The organism is Streptomyces sp. NPDC001914 (assembly GCF_042891215.1).
GTDB lineage: Bacteria > Actinomycetota > Actinomycetes > Streptomycetales > Streptomycetaceae > Streptomyces.
On sequence record NZ_JBIASW010000001.1, the window covers coordinates 957,777 to 974,170 of the forward strand.

Sequence of the window (16,394 nt, forward strand, 5' to 3'; positions counted from 1 at the left end):
TTGGCCGCCGCACTCACTTGAGCCTGCTCGAGGCGAGGATGGACACCAGGTGCAGCACGGTCTGCAGGAGCGCGATGCCGGCGAGCACGGCGGTGCCGAGCCGGGTGAAGAACAGGTCTCCCCGGATCTGGTCCGCGACGGCGAGGACCAGGATCAGCAGGGACGCCTCGATGCCGAGGATCAGCCGGTGGAACTTGAGCGCCGCGGCGGCCCTGCGGGCCAGCGCCACGCCCGAGGAGCGGGGCTCGGCTGCGGACTCCTGGACCGGCGGCAGCCCGCCCTGGTGGCGGGCGACGCCGACGAGGTCGGTCTCCGCCTTGATCAGGATCGCGCCGAGGGCGGCCAGGGTGCCGAGGAAGGCCCACAGCCAGTCGACGCGCCCACTGCCCCACAGGTCCGCGGCGCGCAGACCGAGGCCGACGAGGACGGCCGCGTCGGTGAGATAGGCGCCGACGCGGTCGAGGTAGACCCCGCCGAGCGAGTACTGCTTCTTCCAGCGCGCGATCTCGCCGTCGACGCAGTCGAGCAGCAGATAGAGCTGGACCATCACCACGCCCAGCACCGCGCCCGCGATCCCCGGCACCAGCAGTGCGGGGGCCGCGAGCACGCCGCAGACGGTCATCAGGTACGTGAGCTGGTTGGGCGTGATCCTGGTGTTCACCAGGTAGCGGTCGCAGCGCAGCGAGATCTCTCGCATGTACAGGCGTCCCGCCCAGTGCTCACCGCTGCGCCGGTCCTTCACCCCGGGGGGATGAACGACGGGGCGGAGTTCAGCTACCGATGGCCTTGGCATAGTCGGAGTAGATGTCCTTGATCTGGTGGGTTTTCAGGTCGAGATGTTCGAGGATCGTGTAGCGGCCGGGCCTGGTCTGCGGAGCGAACTCCACGACCTGCACGAACTCGTCCACGGTGAAGCCGATCTCCTCGGGCAGCACCGGCAGGCCGTGCCGCCTCAGCACCTCGGCCATGAACGCCGCGTCCTCGTGGGCGCCGCGCAGATACATCGCGAAGGCCGCGCCCAGGCCGCACTGCTCGCCGTGGCTCGCCGCGCGCCGGGGGAAGAGCAGGTCGAAGGCGTGGTTGATCTCGTGGCAGGAGCCGGAGGCCGGACGGGAGTCGCCCGAGATCGACATCGCGATGCCGGTGAGGACGAGCGCCTCGGCGAGCACCTGGAGGAAGTCGTTGTCGCCGACCCCTCCGGGGTGCCTGAGCACGGCCTCGCCCGCCTGGCGCGCCATGGCGGCGGCCAGTCCGTCGATCTTCTCGCCCGTGACGCGGTTGGACAGCTCCCAGTCCGCGATCGCGTTGATGTTGGAGACGGCGTCCCCGATGCCCGCCCGGACGAACCGGACCGGCGCCTCACGGATCACGTCGAGGTCGATGACCACGGCGATCGGGTTCGGCACACCGTAGGAGCCGCGGCCCGCGTCGTTGTCGAGGGTGGCGACCGGCGAGCACAGTCCGTCGTGCGCGAGGTTCGTGGGCACCGCGACCAGCGGCAGCCCGACCCGCGCCGCGGCGAACTTGGCGCAGTCGATGATCTTGCCGCCGCCCAGGCCCACGACCGCGTCGTAGTGCCCGGCCCTTATGTCGCCGGCCAGCCGGATGGCGTCGTCGAGCGTTCCGCCGCCGACCTCGTACCAGCTCGCTCCGGGCAGGGCCGGGGCGATGCGGTCGCGCAGCCGGGCGCCCGAGCCGTTGCTGACCGCGATGGCCAGCTTGCCCGAGTGCGAGATGCGCTCGTCGCTGAGCACGCTCGCCAGGTCGTCCAGGGCACCGGGACGGATGTCGACGACGACCGGCGAGGGGATGAGCCTCGTCAGTACTGGCACGCGATCTCACGTCCCTTGGCGAGGTCGTCGTGGTTGTCGATCTCGACCCACTTGACCTCGCCGATCGGCGCGACGTCGATACGGAAGCCGCGGTTGACGAGCTCCTGGTAGCCGTGCTCGTAGAACTGCTGCGGGTCGGTCTCCCACACCGTCTTCAGGGCGTCGGCCAGCTCGGCGGCGGCGGCGCCCTCGATGAGGGTCACACCGATGTACTCACCGGTGGCCTCGGACGGCTCCATGAGCTTGGTGATCTTCTGGACGCCCTTGTCGGGGTCCACGACGACCTTCATCTCCTCGTCGGCGAGCTTCTTCACCGTGTCGAGGGCGAGGATGATCTTCTTGCCGTCGCCGCGGGCGTCGAGCAGGGTGCGCTCGACGGAGACCGGGTGCACGGTGTCGCCGTTGGCGAGGATCACGCCGTCCTTGAGGGCGTCACGTCCGCACCACAGGGAGTAGGCGTTGTTCCACTCCTCGGCCTTGTCGTTGTCGATGAGGGTGATCTTGAGGCCGTACTTCTCCTCGAGGGCGGCCTTGCGGTCGTAGACGGCTTCCTTGCGGTAGCCGACGATGATGCCGACCTCGGTCAGGCCGATCTCGGCGAAGTTGCCGAGGGTCAGGTCCAGGACCGTGATGGAGTCCTCTATGCCCGCGGGGCCCACCGGCACGAGAGCCTTCGGGAGGCTGTCGGTGTAGGGGCGCAGACGCCGTCCGGCGCCGGCCGCCAGCACGAGGCCGATCATGCGGGTTCTCCTTCATCGTGTACGGCGGGCGCCCCGGAGGACACCCAGAAGCGGATGCTCTCGACGAGCACCAGCAGCGCCACGGCCACGGCGAGTGCCGTGAGCGCGACCTTGAACTGTGCGGCGGTGAGCAGCGCGGCCAGGACGGTGACCAGCAGCGTCCTGCCTTCGTGCCCGCCGATCGCCCGCACCAGCCAGTGCGGGGGGGCTCCGGCGTTTCCGCGAATGCGGTACACCGTGTCGTAGTGATGGTAGGCGACCGCGGCCACCAGGCCGAAAGCCGCCGGAAGCGCCCCGTTCACCCCGGCGTGGACCGCGAGTGCCAGGACGGTGAGGTACTCGGCCGCGCGGTAGAACGGCGGGACCAGCCAGTCGAGGGCGCCCTTGAGGGGCCTGAGCAGGGCGGCCGGCGACAGCAGGACGTACACGGCGGCGCCCAGCACGGGCAGCCAGCTTCCGTACGGCGCGAGTGCGGCGGATGTCACGACGACCGCTCCGGCGACGAGGGCGACCACGGCCGGGGCGATGCGCGGGAGGCGGCCCGCGTGGCGGGTCAGGTACTCGGCGAGCGCGCCGGAGTCGGTGAGGTCCACCAGGGCCCCGGCCGCGCGGTCCGTGCGGCTCGCCTTGCGGGTGAGCGAGCGCAGGACGCGGCCCGCCGTGGTGTAGGTCGCGGCGAAGGCGCAGCCGGCGAGCAGCGCGTAGAAGGTGATGCGGGGGGTCGTCAGCGCCGTCAGGACGGCGATCATCGCCCATCGTTCGCCGATGGGCAGGACTATCATCCGGCGCACCCAGACCGTCCAGCCGACGCTGTCGAGCTTGTCTGAGAGGGCGGCGGTGGGGCTGGTGTTGGCGGTGGCGTCGTGGTTCGCCTCGTTGAAGGAGAAGTCCACGACGTGCCGGCAGGTCTGGAGGATCATCGCGCCGAGCGCGAGCGCCCACACGTCGTCGCCGCCGCGGGCCGCGCCGAGCGCGAGTCCCGCGTAGTAGGCGTACTCCTTGGCGCGGTCGAAGGTCGCGTCCAGCCAGGCGCCGAGGGTCGAGTACTGCAGGGAGTAGCGGGCGAGCTGTCCGTCCGTGCAGTCGAGGACGAAGGAGAACAGCAGCAGCAGACCGGCCACGACGAAGCCGAGCCGGGTGCCGGTGGCGGCGCAGCCCGCGGCGATCAGCGCGGTGATCAGCGACGCGGTGGTGACCTGGTTGGGGGTCAGGCCGCGGCGGGCGCACCAGCGGGCGATGTAGCGCGAGTACGGGCTGATGCAGTACGTGGTGAAGAAGCCGTCGCGGGCCTTGACGGCACTGCGCAGCCGTACGGCCTCGTCGTCGACGGCCAGGACGGCCTGCCGGACGCCGTTGCGCTCCTGCGGGTCGGCGGGGACCGCGGCGACGAGCGTGCCGAGCTCCGGGCGGTGCACGGAGAGGTCGTCCGCCTCGAGTGCCTCGCCGAGGCGCTCGACGAGGTCGTCCGGGGCAGCGGCGGCGTTGCCGGCGGCGACGGTCTCCCGGGTCACGGCGCGGGTCAGGGCCCGCCGGGCCTCCGGCTGCACGGACACGGCGCCAGGAATGGCGGAGGCCGCGAAGCGGGGGTCGGTCAGGCCGAGACGCAGGGCGTGCACATGCCCGACGAAGCGGGAGTCCACGACGGCGACCCGCTCGTTCGCCGGCACGACGGCGAGCAGGGTCTCGGTCTGGGCCGCGTCGGCCGCGGGACGCACGTCGAAGCCGAGCGACCGCAGATCGCCTTCGAGCGACGACCCGGGGACCGGCTGGCCGGTGAGGATGGCGGTCGGCAGCGAACTCACTCCCTGGGTGCCGGCGCGACCTGGCGTCCGGCGTGTACGTGATGGGATGGCCCCCGGTCCACGGCGGCGGCCCCGGCGGCATGTCGGCAGAGGCTATCGGATGAATGGAAGCGGGCGTTCACCGCCCGTTCACGGCCCGATCAACCGATTTTGTCCGGCGGCGGCGCGATCATCATCGGTGATCACGGGCCCGGGTCACAAGCGCGGAGGCGCGGACCGGCACATTCCCGGCACGGCGCGGCGCACCCCGGCCCCGTCGAAGCGGCGCGGAGCGGACGCGGTGCCGGGCCCGCATAAGGTGGTCGTCCATGACATGGCTGATCACAGGCGGAGCCGGATACATCGGGGCACACGTGGCGCGGGCGATGGCGGAGGCCGGGGAGCGCGTCGTCGCCCTCGACGACCTGTCGTCGGGGATCCCGAACCGGCTTCCGGAGAACATCCCCCTCGTCCAGGGGTCGTCGCTGGACGGTGATCTGCTCAAGCGGGTCCTGACCGAGCACTCGATCACGGGCGTGGTGCACCTGGCCGCCCGCAAGCAGGTCGGCGAGTCCGTGGCGGAGCCGACCCGCTACTACCAGGAGAACGTGGGCGGCCTCGCGACGCTCCTCGACGCGGTGGCCGGGGCGGGTGTGAAGCGGTTCGTGTTCTCCTCGTCGGCGGCGGTCTACGGCAACCCCGATGTGGACCTCATCACGGAGGGCACCCCCTGCGCCCCCATGAGCCCCTACGGCGAGACGAAGCTCGCGGGCGAGTGGCTGGTACGGGCGGCGGGCCGGGCGCACGGCATCGCCACCGTGTGCCTGCGCTACTTCAACGTGGCCGGCGCGGCCTCGCCGGAGCTCGCCGACACCGGGATCTTCAACATCGTCCCCATGGTGTTCGACCGCCTCACCCGCGGCGAGGCCCCGCGGATCTTCGGCGACGACTACCCGACGCCGGACGGCACCTGCGTACGCGACTACATCCATGTCGCCGACCTCGCCGAGGCGCACCTCGCGGCGGCCCGGCGGCTGACGGACGGGGCGAGCGGTGATCTGACGGTGAACATCGGCCGGGGCGAGGGGGTCTCCGTACGGGAACTCGTCACGCTCATCGCCGAGGTCACCGGAGACCCGGCGGCGCCCCTCGTCGAACCGCGCCGCCCCGGCGACGCCCCCCGGGCGGTCGCGTCGGCCGCTCTGGCCGCCGCCGAGCTGGACTGGAGCGCGCGGCGAGGGGTCCGCGAGATGGTGGAGTCGGCGTGGCGGGGCTGGCTGCTGCACCACCCGGAGGCAGCCGGCGCGTGATCTCGTCAGTGCTCTGACCTGCTGATCATTTCCGCAGGTCAGAGCATATGACAACGGTGTTCAGTGCCGCGTTGCCCGATACCCCCCACCCGTAGTTGACTGGCACGACCGAGCGGAAATCCCGGGCGGAGAACCCGAGCGGAAGACCCGGGCGGACAACAGGAGGCGGCGTTCATGGGGGCTGGGCACGACCACGGGCACGCGCACGGCGCTCCCCCGGCCGGTACGGCGACGGCCGCGTACCGGGGGAGGCTGCGCGTCGCGCTGGCGATCACGCTCACCGTCATGGTCGTCGAGATCGTCGGCGGTCTCCTCGCCGATTCGCTCGCGCTCGTCGCGGACGCGGCGCACATGGCCACGGACGCGCTGGGACTGGGCATGGCCCTGCTCGCGATCCACTTCGCCGCGCGCCCGCCGAGCGAGAAGCGCACCTTCGGCTACGCCCGGGCCGAGATCCTCGCCGCGCTCGCCAACTGTCTGCTGCTGCTCGTCGTCGGCGGCTACGTGCTCGTCGAGGCGATCCAGCGCTTCATCACACCGGCGGACACCCACGGCGGCCTGACGATCGCGTTCGGTGTGTTCGGCCTGGTCGCCAACACGGTCTCGCTGACGCTGCTGATGCGCGGGCAGAAGGACAGCCTGAACGTGCGCGGCGCGTTCCTGGAGGTCGCGGCGGACGCGCTGGGTTCGGTGGCGGTCATCCTCGCCGCCGTGGTGATCATGACGACCGGCTGGCAGGCGGCCGACCCGATCGCCTCGATCGCCATCGCGCTGATGATCGTCCCGCGGACCTGGAAGCTGCTCCAGGAGACGCTCGACGTGCTCCTGGAGGCGGCGCCCAAGGGGGTCGACATGGCGGAGGTGCGCTCCCACATCCTGGCCCTGGACGGGGTCGAGGACATCCACGACCTGCACGCCTGGACCATCACCTCCGGGATGCCGGTGCTCTCCGCGCACGTGGTCGTCAGCTCCGACGTCCTGAACGCGATCGGCCACGAGAAGATGCTGCACGAGCTCCAGGGCTGTCTGGGCGTCCACTTCGACGTCGAGCACTGCACGTTCCAGCTCGAACCGAGCGGACACGCGGAGCACGAGGCGAAGCTCTGCCACTGACGGTCCGCGGCTCGCCCTCGCCGGCCCGCGTCCTCGACGATTCCGTGCCGGTGGCGCCGGGCACGCTCAGGTATCCGGCCGCGTTCGGCGTCCGACCCGCGTGGGCCCGGTGTCCCGGCCCGGGACACCGGGGCGGGACATGCGGAGAGTCGCGAAGTGCCGGGAGTGCCGGTTTCGTACGGCAGACTTGGCCCTGAAAACCGATGCGAAGGATGGGTATGCCGATCACACCTGCCACCGCGACGCACAGTTCGTCGAACGGCACCGCTGAAGCGATCTTGCTGGAACTGGTCGACGAGGACGGCAACACGATCGGTACGGCGGAGAAGCTCGCGGCCCACCAGCCCCCGGGGCAGCTCCACCGGGCGTTCTCGGTGTTCCTCTTCGACGAGCAGGGCCGGCTGCTGCTGCAGCAGCGCGCGCTCGGCAAGTACCACTCCCCCGGCGTCTGGTCGAACACCTGCTGCGGCCACCCCTACCCGGGCGAGGCGCCCTTCGCGGCGGCGGCCCGGCGGACGTACGAGGAGCTCGGGGTGTCGCCGACGCTGCTCGCCGAGGCGGGCACGGTCCGTTACAACCACCCGGACCCGGACTCGGGCCTGGTGGAGCAGGAGTACAACCACCTGTTCGTCGGGATGGTGCAGTCCGCGCCGCGGCCCGACCCGGAGGAGGTCGGCTCGACGGCCTTCGTGACCGCCGCCGAGCTGGCGGAGCGGCACGCGAGGGACCCCTTCTCGGCGTGGTTCATGACGGTGCTGGACGCGGCCCGTCCGGCGATGCGGGAGCTGACGGGTCCGTCCGCGGGCTGGTAGCGGAACGCTCAGACGTTCGGGGCGAGCGGCAGGGCGGCCCAGATCACCTTGCCGCCGCCCGCGGTGTACTCGACGTCGCACCCTCCGCCGAATTCCCGGGTGACCTCGCGCACCAGCAGCAGACCCCGGCCTCCGGTCTGGCCGTAGTCGGCCTCCAGGGCGGTCGGGCGGTAGGGGTGGTCGTCCTCGACGGACACCCGCACCCAGTCGGCGCCGACCGCGACCTCCACCGCGAGCATCGGCGACAGAAGTGCCGCGTGCTTGACGGCGTTCGTGACCAGTTCGGAGACGATCAACAGCAGTCCCTGAACGACATCGTCCGAGACCGGCACCTCTTGGCGGACCAGCAGATCACGGACGGCGTGCCGCGCCTGCGGCACAGAGGCGTCGACGGCGGTGGCGGTGAACCGCCACACCCCCTCGTACGGCAGCGGTCCGGGCGATCTGACGTCGGGAGTCGCGACTCCGCCTTCGGGGCTCGGGTCGGACCCGCGCCCGAGGTTCTCCATCGTCCGGTCGCCACCCTTGCGCTCGATTGTCACCACACGTCGAGTGTTGGTAATGCGCCGGTCCGTACCGGTTGACTGAACAGAAGTCAGCAATTATCGCCGATTTATGATCGAAAATGTCAAAGAAAGCCAAGTTCACGACAGACCTTGTCGTTTTCGTGGCACCTTCCGAAACTCTTCGGGTTGTACGGGTTTGCCCCCCGACCGTCCCGGTTCGTTCCGCGCCGCCGCGCCGCCCTCGATGGCGACCCGGGACCATGATCGAAGTCCGGCCGGCCGCGCCGGATAGCATCCGGCGTATGGAGCCGCAGCTGTTGCACCACGTCGGCGACGGGGTCGCCACCGTCGTCATCCACCACCCCGCCAAGCGGAACGCCATGACGACGCCGATGTGGCGGGCGCTGCCGCCGCTGCTGAACGTTCTGGGCGCGCGCGCCGACGTGCACGCGCTCGTGCTCACCGGCGAGGGCGGCACGTTCTGCGCCGGGGCGGACATCTCGACGCTGCGCGAGTCGCCGGAGGAGGCCCAGGGCCTCGCCGTCCTCGCCGAGGAGGCCCTCGCCGCGTTCCCCAAGCCGACGCTGGCCGCGATCCGCGGCTACTGCGTGGGCGGCGGGTCCCAGCTGGCAGCCGCCTGCGATCTGCGCTTCGCGCAGGAGGGCTCGCTGTTCGGGGTGACTCCGGCGAAGCTCGGCATCGTCTACCCGGCCTCCTCCACGCGGAGGCTGGCGGCACTGGTGGGACCGTCCGCCGCCAAGTACCTCCTGTTCTCGGGCGAGTTGATCGACACCGAGCGCGCACTGCGCACCGGGCTCGTGGACGAGGTGCTGCCCGAGGGCGAACTCGACAAGCGGGTCGCGGAGTTCACCCGCGTCCTGGCCGCGCGTTCGCTGCTGACCCAGGCCGCGGCCAAGGAGTTCGTGAACGGGCGCACCGACCGTGACGCCCACTGGACGCGGCAGGCACGCGCCGGCGGCGACACGGCGGAGGGGGTCGCCGCCTTCCTCGAACGCAGGCAGCCGCACTTCACCTGGACTCCCTGAGGACCCGCCCGGCTCCCGGGGCGCCGTGAGCGCCACGGGGAGGCCGGCTCTACGACAGGATGAACCGGCTCCTGCCCCGGAACTCCTCGACGAGGTGCGCGGGCGCCTTCTCCGGGGACCCCGCGTCGTAGGGCGGCTGCGGGTCGTACTCCGTCAGGAGCTGCACGGCCTGGGCGTGTTCGTCCCCGGCGATCCGTCCGAGCAGGGTCAGGCCCATGTCGATGCCCGAGGAGACACCGGCCGACGTCACGTAGTGGCCGTCGGACACGACCCGCTCCCCCGTCGGCTTCGCGCCGAAGCGCTCCAACTGAGCGAGTGCCAGCCAGTGGGAGGTGGCGCGGCGTCCCTCCAGGAGCCCCGCCGCGGCCAGCAGCAGGGACCCGGTGCACACCGAGGTCGTCCAGAGGCTGGTGGCGTCGGCCGCCCGCAGCCAGTCGAGCAGGACCGGGTTGTCCATCTGGTCACTCTGGCCAGGACCTCCCGGCACGACGACGATGTCCGGGTGCGGCACCTCCGCGAGGCTCCTGTCCGCGATCAGCGCGAGCCGGCCGGTGTCGGAACGGACCGGGCCCGTGCGCTCGGCGACGAAGACGGTGTCGGCGTCGGGGAGCCGGCCGAGGGTCTCGTAGGGGCCCACGGCGTCCAGGGCGGTGAAGCGGTCGTAGAGGACGATGGCGATCTGCATCGGGATCCTTTCGGCGCGGGCGGCGGCGCGGCGACGGTGCGCCGGGTGGCGACGGTGTGCCGGGTGCCGAGCGGTGGGGCGTCAGGCGGTCGGATGTCAGGCGGTGGGGGCCGGGTGGAAGCGGCGGCGGTACTCCGCGGGGGCCGAGCCGAGGAACTTCAGGAAGGCGCGGCGCATGGCTTCGGGCGTGCCGTAGCCGGACGCCCGGGAGACCTCCTCGATGCCGTCCGCGGTGTCCTCCAGGAGACGGCGGGCGTGCTCCAGGCGTACGCGCTCGACGTACCGGCCGGGCGTCGTGCCCGTCTCCGTCCGGAAGGCCCGGGCGAAGTGGCGGGGCGAGAGACGGGCGCGGAGCGCGAGCGAGTCGACGCTCAGGTCGTCGCCCGGATGCTCGGAGATCCACTGCTGGACCTCGCGCAGCGGTTCGCGCCGGGCGGTCTGGGCGGCGAGCTGGGCGCTGAACTGGGCCTGGTTGCCCGGTCTTCGCAGGAAGACGACGAGGTGGCGGGCGATGGTGAGGGCGGCGTCACGGCCCAGGTCGTCCTCCACGAGGGCGAGGGCCAGGTCGATGCCGGAGGTGACACCCGCCGACGTGGCCACGTTGCCGTCGCGCACGTAGATGGGGTCGGGTTCGACGGTGACCGCCGGGTGGTCGCGGGCGAGCCGGTCGCAGTGGGCCCAGTGGGTCGTCGCGCGCCGGCCGTCGAGCAGGCCCGCCGCCGCGAGCAGTCCGGCGCCGGTGCACACCGAGACCAGGCGCTCGGCGCGCGGTCCGTGGGCACGCAGCCAGTCGATCAGCGAGGGATCCGGGCGCCGGGTGCCGCTGCCGCCGGGAACCAGCAGGGTGTGCGGGTCCGGCGCGTCGGCAAGCGCCAGATCCGGGACCAGGACGAGGCCGCTGGAGGTGCGGACCCGGGCGCCGTCCGGGGAGGCCGTGCGGATGCCGTACGAACCACCGCGAAGGGTCTCGGCGCCGGCGAACACCTCCAGGGGGCCGGTGACGTCGAGGCTCTGCACGCCGTCGAAGAGGACGATCAGGACCGTTCGCATGTCCCGATTCTCGGCCGGTGCACGGATGGCCGCAATGACGAGGAACCCACCTTTCCTGCCATCGAGGCCGGATCGGGGACCGATCTGGGGACGGTTCGAGGCCGGATCGGGGACCGACCTGGGGACGGTTCGAGGCCGGATCGGGGTTGGATCGGGGTTGGATCGGGGGCGGTTCGAGGCCCGATCGGGGGCGTTCGAGGCCGGATCGGGGGCGTTCGAGGCCGGGTCGGGGGCGGTTCGAGGCCGGATCGGGATGGATCGGGACCGGATCAGGACCGGGGTGTTCACGACATACCAACCAGTCGGTAATGTGCGGGGCATGACCCCTCCACTGCCGGAGCGCGCCGGACGGCGCTGCCACAACGTCCTCAACCCGCTGCACTCCACGCACTACTTCTCCCCGGATCTGGGCCGTGAGCTGGCCGCGGTCGGCGTCGGGAACGAGCGGAGCGCGTACTTCGCGGTGCGGGCCGCCGCGATGGGCGCGGTCGGCGCGGGCACGGTGACGGCGACGTTCTTCAACTTCCGGCACGAACTCGTCGCCGGGCATGTGCCCGCCGTATGGCGGACCGCTTCTCCCGAGACGGTGCTCGCGGCACGTCTGCGTGCCGTGGACGCGACGCTCAGGCGGCTGCTCGGCGAGGACGTCGTCGCCTCCGGGGAGGTGGCCGAGGCGGCGAAGCTCGCGCTGCGCGCGGCCGAGGCGTGCACCCGCACCGCCCGCCCGCTGTACGCCGCGCACGCGGACCTCCCCGTGCCCGAGGCACCGCACCTGGCGCTGTGGCACGCGGCCACCCTGCTGCGCGAGCACCGGGGCGACGGCCATCTCGCGGTGCTGCTCGACGCCGGGCTCGACCCGGTGGAGGCCCTGGTGAGTCACACCGCGACCGGCAAGGGCATGGTGCCCCAGTGGGTGCTGGGCACCCGCGGCTGGTCCCGGCAGGACTGGGAGGCGGCTTCCGGACGGCTGCGCGAGCGCGGGCTGCTCGACGCGGACGGCGAGCTGACGGCGGACGGTGCGGACCTGCGCCGGGACATCGAGGCCCGGACGGACCACCTCGACCGTGCTCCCTACGAGCACCTGGGCGCCGCCGGGGTCGAACGGCTCACCGAGATCACCACGTCCCTGCTCATGACGGCCTTCGCCGCAGGCGCGTTCCCCGAGGGGATGATCGGCAAGGGCTGAGGGGCCGAGCCCGGGCGGGGTGCGGGGCGCGGATCGCCTCCGGTCGCGGCGCGCGGTCCCTCCGAGTGCCGCCCTGGGCCCCCGTTGTCGGCGTCACCTGCCACAATTGCCGCGCAACCTCAGTGGAGAAGGCGGTACGGGATCGTGACGACACCCCTCGTAGGGTCCATCGAAGGCAGGATCGCCGAAGAACTCGGTGTACGGGAGCGGCAGGTCAAGGCCGCCGTCGATTTGCTCGACGGCGGTTCGACGGTGCCCTTCATCGCCCGCTACCGCAAGGAAGCGACCGAGATGCTCGACGATGCGCAGCTGCGCACCCTCGAGGAGCGGCTGCGCTATCTGCGGGAGCTGGAGGACCGGCGGGCCGCGATCCTCGACTCGGTGCGCGAGCAGGGCAAGCTCGGCCCGGAGCTGGAGGCGCAGATCAGGGCCGCCGAGACCAAGGCGCGTCTCGAGGACATCTATCTGCCGTTCAAGCCCAAGCGGCGCACCAAGGCGCAGATCGCGCGCGAGGCGGGCCTGGAGCCGCTGGCCGAGGGCCTGCTCGGCGACCCGTCGGTGGAACCGTCGGCCGCGGCTTCGGCCTTCGTCGACGCCGACAAGGGTGTCGCCGACCCGCAGGCCGCCCTGGACGGCGCCCGGGCGATCCTCACCGAGCGGTTCTCCGAGGACGCCGACCTGATCGGCGAGCTGCGCGAGCGCATGTGGGTGCGCGGACGGCTCGCCGCCAAGGTGCGCGAGGGCAAGGAGGAGGCGGGCGCCAAGTTCGCCGACTACTTCGACTTCGCCGAGCCCTTCAAGGCGCTGCCCTCGCACCGGATCCTCGCCATGCTGCGCGGCGAGAAGGAGGAGGTCCTCGATCTCGTCCTGGAGCCGGAGGAGGCGACCGAGGGACCGTCCTCGTACGAGGGGATCGTCGCCCACCGTTTCGGCATCGCCGACCGCGGCCGTCCCGGCGACAAGTGGCTGACCGACACCGCCCGCTGGGCGTGGCGCACCCGCATCCTCGTGCACCTCGGCATCGACATGCGTCTGAGGCTGCGCACCGCCGCCGAGGACGAGGCGGTCGACGTCTTCGCGGCGAACCTGCGGGACCTGCTGCTCGCCGCCCCGGCGGGCACGCGCGCGACGCTGGGCCTGGACCCCGGCTTCCGTACGGGCGTGAAGGTCGCCGTCGTCGACGCAACCGGCAAGGTCGTCGCCACGGACGTCATCCACCCGCACGTCCCGGCCAACCGGTGGGACGAGGCGATCGCCAAGCTCGCCCGGCTCGCGAAGGAGCACGCGGTCGAGCTGGTCGCGATCGGCAACGGCACGGCCTCCCGCGAGACCGACAAGCTCGCCGGTGAGCTGATCACGAAGCACCCGGAGCTGAAGCTCACCAAGGTGATGGTGTCGGAGGCGGGCGCGTCGGTGTACTCGGCGTCCGCGTTCGCCTCGCAGGAGCTGCCCGACATGGACGTGTCGCTGCGCGGCGCCGTCTCCATCGCGCGCCGGCTCCAGGACCCGCTGGCGGAGCTGGTGAAGATCGACCCGAAGTCGATCGGTGTCGGTCAGTACCAGCACGACCTGTCCGAGGTGAAGCTGTCCCGCTCGCTCGACGCGGTCGTCGAGGACTGTGTGAACGGCGTGGGTGTGGACGTGAACACCGCCTCCGCCCCGCTGCTGGCCCGGGTCTCCGGCATCACCTCCGGCCTCGCCGAGAACATCGTGGCGCACCGCGACGCCAACGGCCCCTTCACCTCCCGTACGGCCCTCAAGGGCGTGGCCCGGCTCGGTCCGAAGGCCTACGAGCAGTGCGCGGGCTTCCTGCGCATCCGGGGCGGCAGCGACCCGCTGGACGCGTCCAGCGTGCACCCCGAGGCGTACCCCGTGGTGCGGCGGATGGTGAAGACGGCGGGCAGCGAGGTCGCGTCGCTGATCGGCAACACGAGCGTGCTGCGCTCGCTGAGGCCGGCCGACTACGTGGACGAGAAGTTCGGTCTGCCGACCGTCACGGACATCCTCAAGGAGCTGGAGAAGCCGGGGCGCGACCCGCGTCCCGCCTTCAAGACGGCCACCTTCAAGGAGGGCGTGGAGAAGATCTCCGACGTGGTGGCCGGGATGGTCCTGGAGGGTGTGGTCACGAACGTGGCCGCGTTCGGCGCGTTCGTGGACATCGGCGTCCACCAGGACGGGCTCGTGCATGTCTCCGCGATGTCCAAGACCTTCGTCAAGGACCCGCGGGACGTCGTGAAGCCCGGCGACATCGTGCGGGTGAAGGTCCTGGACATCGACATCCCGCGCAAGCGGATCTCGCTGACGCTCCGGCTGGACGACGAGGCGGCGGCTCCGGCGGCCGAGGGCGGCGGCGGCCGGTCCCAGCGGGGCGGGCGTCCGCCCCAGCAGCGCGGCCAGCAGCGGCAGGGCCGCGGCGGTGCGGGCGGGGGCACCGGGGGCGGCTCCCGGCAGGCTCCGCCGCCGGCGAACAGCGCCATGGCCGACGCCCTGCGGCGCGCGGGCCTGACCGGCCCCGAGCGCGGCCGGAAGTGACACCGGACTGACACGGGAAGAGGGGGCCACCGCCGTTCGGCGGTGGCCCCCTCTTCGAGTCCGGCCTGCGGGCTCAGCGTTCCGTCACCTTGCCGTCCGCCACCTCCAGGCGGCGGGTCGTGCGGACCGCGTCCAGCATGCGGCGGTCGTGGGTGACCAGCAGGAGCGTGCCCTCGTAGGAGTCCAGGGCCGATTCGAGCTGCTCGATGGCCGGCAGGTCGAGATGGTTGGTGGGCTCGTCCAGGACCAGCAGGTTGACGCCCCGGCCCTGGAGGAGTGCCAGCGCCGAGCGGGTGCGCTCGCCCGGGGACAGCGTGGCCGCCGGGCGCAGGACGTGGTCCGCCTTCAGGCCGAACTTGGCCAGCAGCGTGCGGACCTCGGCGGGTTCGGTGTCCGGGACGGCCGCGCCGAACGCCTCCAGCAGCGACTCGGGGCCGTGGAAGAGCTTGCGGGCCTGGTCCACCTCGCCGACGATCACACCGGAGCCGAGCGTGGCGTGGCCGGAGGACAGCGGCACCCGGCCGAGCAGCGCGCCCAGCAGGGTCGACTTGCCGGCGCCGTTCGCGCCGGTGACGGCCACCCGGTCCGCCCAGTCGATCTGGAGGGTCGCCGGGCCGAAGGTGTAGTCCCCGCGCCGCACTTCGGCGTCGCGCAGCGTGGCGACGACCGCGCCCGATCGGGGGGCCGCCGCGATCTCCATGCGCAGCTCCCACTCCTTGCGGGGCTCCTCGACCACGTCCAGCCGCTCGATCATGCGCTGGGTCTGCCGGGCCTTCGCGGCCTGCTTCTCGCTGGCCTCGCTGCGGAACTTGCGGCCGATCTTGTCGTTGTCGTTGCCCGCCTTGCGCCGCGCGTTCTTGACGCCCTTGTCCATCCAGCCGCGCTGCATCTGGGCCCGGCCCTCGAGGGCGGAACGCTTGTCGGCGTACTCCTCGTAGTCCTCGCGCGCGTGCCGGCGGGAGGTCTCGCGCTCTTCGAGATAGGCCTCGTAGCCGCCGCCGTACAGCGTGATCTGCTGCTGTGCCAGGTCGAGTTCGAGGACCTTGGTGACCGTGCGGGTCAGGAACTCGCGGTCGTGGCTGACGACGACGGTCCCGGCGCGCAGCCCGGAGACGAAGCGCTCCAGGCGCTCCAGGCCGTCCAGGTCGAGGTCGTTGGTGGGCTCGTCGAGCAGGAAGACGTCGTAGCGGGAGAGCAGGAGCGAGGCGAGTCCGGCGCGGGCCGCCTGACCGCCGGACAGGGACGTCATCGGCTGGTCGAGGCCGACGCCGAGCCCCAGCGAGTCGGCGACCTCCTCGGCGCGTTCGTCCAGGTCGGCGCCGCCGAGGTCGAGCCAGCGCTCCAGGCTGTTCGCGTAGAGGTCGTCCGCGCCGGGCGCCCCGTCGACGAGCGCCTGGGTCGCCTCGTCCATCACCCGCTGGGCCTCGTCGACACCCGTCCGGCGGGCGAGGAAGTCCCGTACGGTCTCGCCCTCCCGGCGCTCCGGCTCCTGGGGCAGGTGCCCGACGGTCGCGGTGGGCGGGGAGAGCCGCAGCTCGCCCTGTTCCGGGGTGAGGAGACCCGCGAGCAGCCGCAGCAGCGTGGACTTGCCGGCGCCGTTGGCGCCGACGAGCCCGATCACGTCGCCGGGCGCGACGACGAGGTCGAGTCCGGCGAAGAGCGCGCGGTCGCCGTGTCCGGCGGTGAGATTCTTGGCGACGAGAGTGGCAGTCATCAGGGAGCCGATTTTAACGGCCCTCCGCGGCCCCCCTCACCGCCGATCCGGACCCCGGTGCGTCACGGGTTCCACCGCTGCGCCGCC

14 protein-coding genes are annotated in these 16,394 nt (G+C 72.1%); 6 read left to right on the top strand and 8 right to left on the bottom strand.

Annotation, left to right across the window (positions count from 1 at the left end):
• Window positions 1–13: 13 nt before the first annotated feature.
• The 4 genes from ACFYYF_RS04475 to ACFYYF_RS04490 are packed head-to-tail and all read right to left on the bottom strand — an operon-like array spanning window position 14 to window position 4,365.
• Complete coding sequence (locus tag ACFYYF_RS04475) at window positions 14–793, bottom strand: CDP-alcohol phosphatidyltransferase family protein (protein ID WP_388771295.1); 780 nt, start codon at window positions 791–793, stop codon at window positions 14–16.
• Entirely contained in the window at window positions 771–1,832 is a 1,062-nt protein-coding gene (locus tag ACFYYF_RS04480; RefSeq protein WP_365493096.1) for an iron-containing alcohol dehydrogenase family protein, read from the bottom strand. The genes ACFYYF_RS04475 and ACFYYF_RS04480 overlap by 23 nt, the downstream gene beginning before the upstream one ends.
• Window positions 1,820–2,572 carry a phosphocholine cytidylyltransferase family protein gene (locus tag ACFYYF_RS04485; protein WP_361676191.1) on the bottom strand — a complete coding sequence of 251 codons (753 nt, stop codon included), beginning with the start codon at window positions 2,570–2,572 and terminating at the stop codon, window positions 1,820–1,822. Before ACFYYF_RS04485 ends, ACFYYF_RS04480 begins: the two co-directional genes overlap by 13 nt.
• Window positions 2,569–4,365 (bottom strand): DUF5941 domain-containing protein, encoded by a 1,797-nt coding sequence (locus ACFYYF_RS04490; protein ID WP_388771577.1) that lies wholly within the window; start codon window positions 4,363–4,365, stop codon window positions 2,569–2,571. The genes ACFYYF_RS04485 and ACFYYF_RS04490 overlap by 4 nt, the downstream gene beginning before the upstream one ends.
• Window positions 4,366–4,682: 317 nt before the next feature.
• Between ACFYYF_RS04490 and galE the strand changes: the two genes are divergently transcribed.
• The 3 genes from galE to idi all read left to right on the top strand — a co-directional run bounded on the left by galE (window position 4,683) and on the right by idi (window position 7,588).
• Window positions 4,683–5,663 carry a UDP-glucose 4-epimerase GalE gene (galE, locus tag ACFYYF_RS04495; protein WP_388771297.1) on the top strand — a complete coding sequence of 327 codons (981 nt, stop codon included), beginning with the start codon at window positions 4,683–4,685 and terminating at the stop codon, window positions 5,661–5,663.
• 174 nt (window positions 5,664–5,837) lie between these two features.
• A complete protein-coding gene (locus tag ACFYYF_RS04500; protein WP_361676196.1) occupies window positions 5,838–6,776 on the top strand; it encodes a cation diffusion facilitator family transporter in 939 nt (312 codons plus the stop codon).
• Between the two features lie 218 nt (window positions 6,777–6,994).
• The gene (gene idi / locus ACFYYF_RS04505) at window positions 6,995–7,588 is read left to right on the top strand and encodes an isopentenyl-diphosphate Delta-isomerase (protein WP_361676199.1); all 594 of its coding nucleotides are present in this window, start codon (window positions 6,995–6,997) and stop codon (window positions 7,586–7,588) included.
• 8 nt (window positions 7,589–7,596) lie between these two features.
• On the opposite strand, the gene ACFYYF_RS04510 is transcribed toward idi, so the two are convergent.
• A complete protein-coding gene (locus ACFYYF_RS04510) occupies window positions 7,597–8,097 on the bottom strand; it encodes an ATP-binding protein (RefSeq protein ID WP_388771580.1) in 501 nt (166 codons plus the stop codon).
• 299 nt (window positions 8,098–8,396) lie between these two features.
• On the opposite strand from ACFYYF_RS04510, the gene ACFYYF_RS04515 reads away from it, so the two are divergent.
• On the top strand, window positions 8,397–9,140 hold the full coding sequence (locus ACFYYF_RS04515) for an enoyl-CoA hydratase/isomerase family protein (RefSeq protein WP_388771301.1): 744 nt from the start codon (window positions 8,397–8,399) through the stop codon (window positions 9,138–9,140).
• Between the two features lie 49 nt (window positions 9,141–9,189).
• On the opposite strand, the gene ACFYYF_RS04520 is transcribed toward ACFYYF_RS04515, so the two are convergent.
• On the bottom strand, window positions 9,190–9,825 hold the full coding sequence (locus tag ACFYYF_RS04520) for a DJ-1/PfpI family protein (protein WP_388771303.1): 636 nt from the start codon (window positions 9,823–9,825) through the stop codon (window positions 9,190–9,192).
• Window positions 9,826–9,921: 96 nt separating this feature from the next.
• On the bottom strand, window positions 9,922–10,875 hold the full coding sequence (locus ACFYYF_RS04525; RefSeq protein WP_388771305.1) for a GlxA family transcriptional regulator: 954 nt from the start codon (window positions 10,873–10,875) through the stop codon (window positions 9,922–9,924).
• A gap of 319 nt (window positions 10,876–11,194) precedes the next feature.
• On the opposite strand from ACFYYF_RS04525, the gene ACFYYF_RS04530 reads away from it, so the two are divergent.
• Together ACFYYF_RS04530 and ACFYYF_RS04535 are read left to right on the top strand one after the other, a co-directional pair.
• Window positions 11,195–12,061: a hypothetical protein gene (locus tag ACFYYF_RS04530; RefSeq protein WP_388771308.1), complete on the top strand. Its 867-nt coding sequence runs from the start codon at window positions 11,195–11,197 to the stop codon at window positions 12,059–12,061.
• Window positions 12,062–12,205: 144 nt separating this feature from the next.
• Window positions 12,206–14,593 (top strand): Tex family protein, encoded by a 2,388-nt coding sequence (locus tag ACFYYF_RS04535; protein ID WP_388771310.1) that lies wholly within the window; start codon window positions 12,206–12,208, stop codon window positions 14,591–14,593.
• Window positions 14,594–14,666: 73 nt separating this feature from the next.
• Here the strand turns inward: ACFYYF_RS04535 and ACFYYF_RS04540 are convergent, their stop codons facing one another.
• Window positions 14,667–16,307, bottom strand: coding sequence for an ABC-F family ATP-binding cassette domain-containing protein (locus tag ACFYYF_RS04540; RefSeq protein ID WP_361687096.1), 1,641 nt, complete (start codon window positions 16,305–16,307; stop codon window positions 14,667–14,669).
• Window positions 16,308–16,394: the final 87 nt, after the last annotated feature.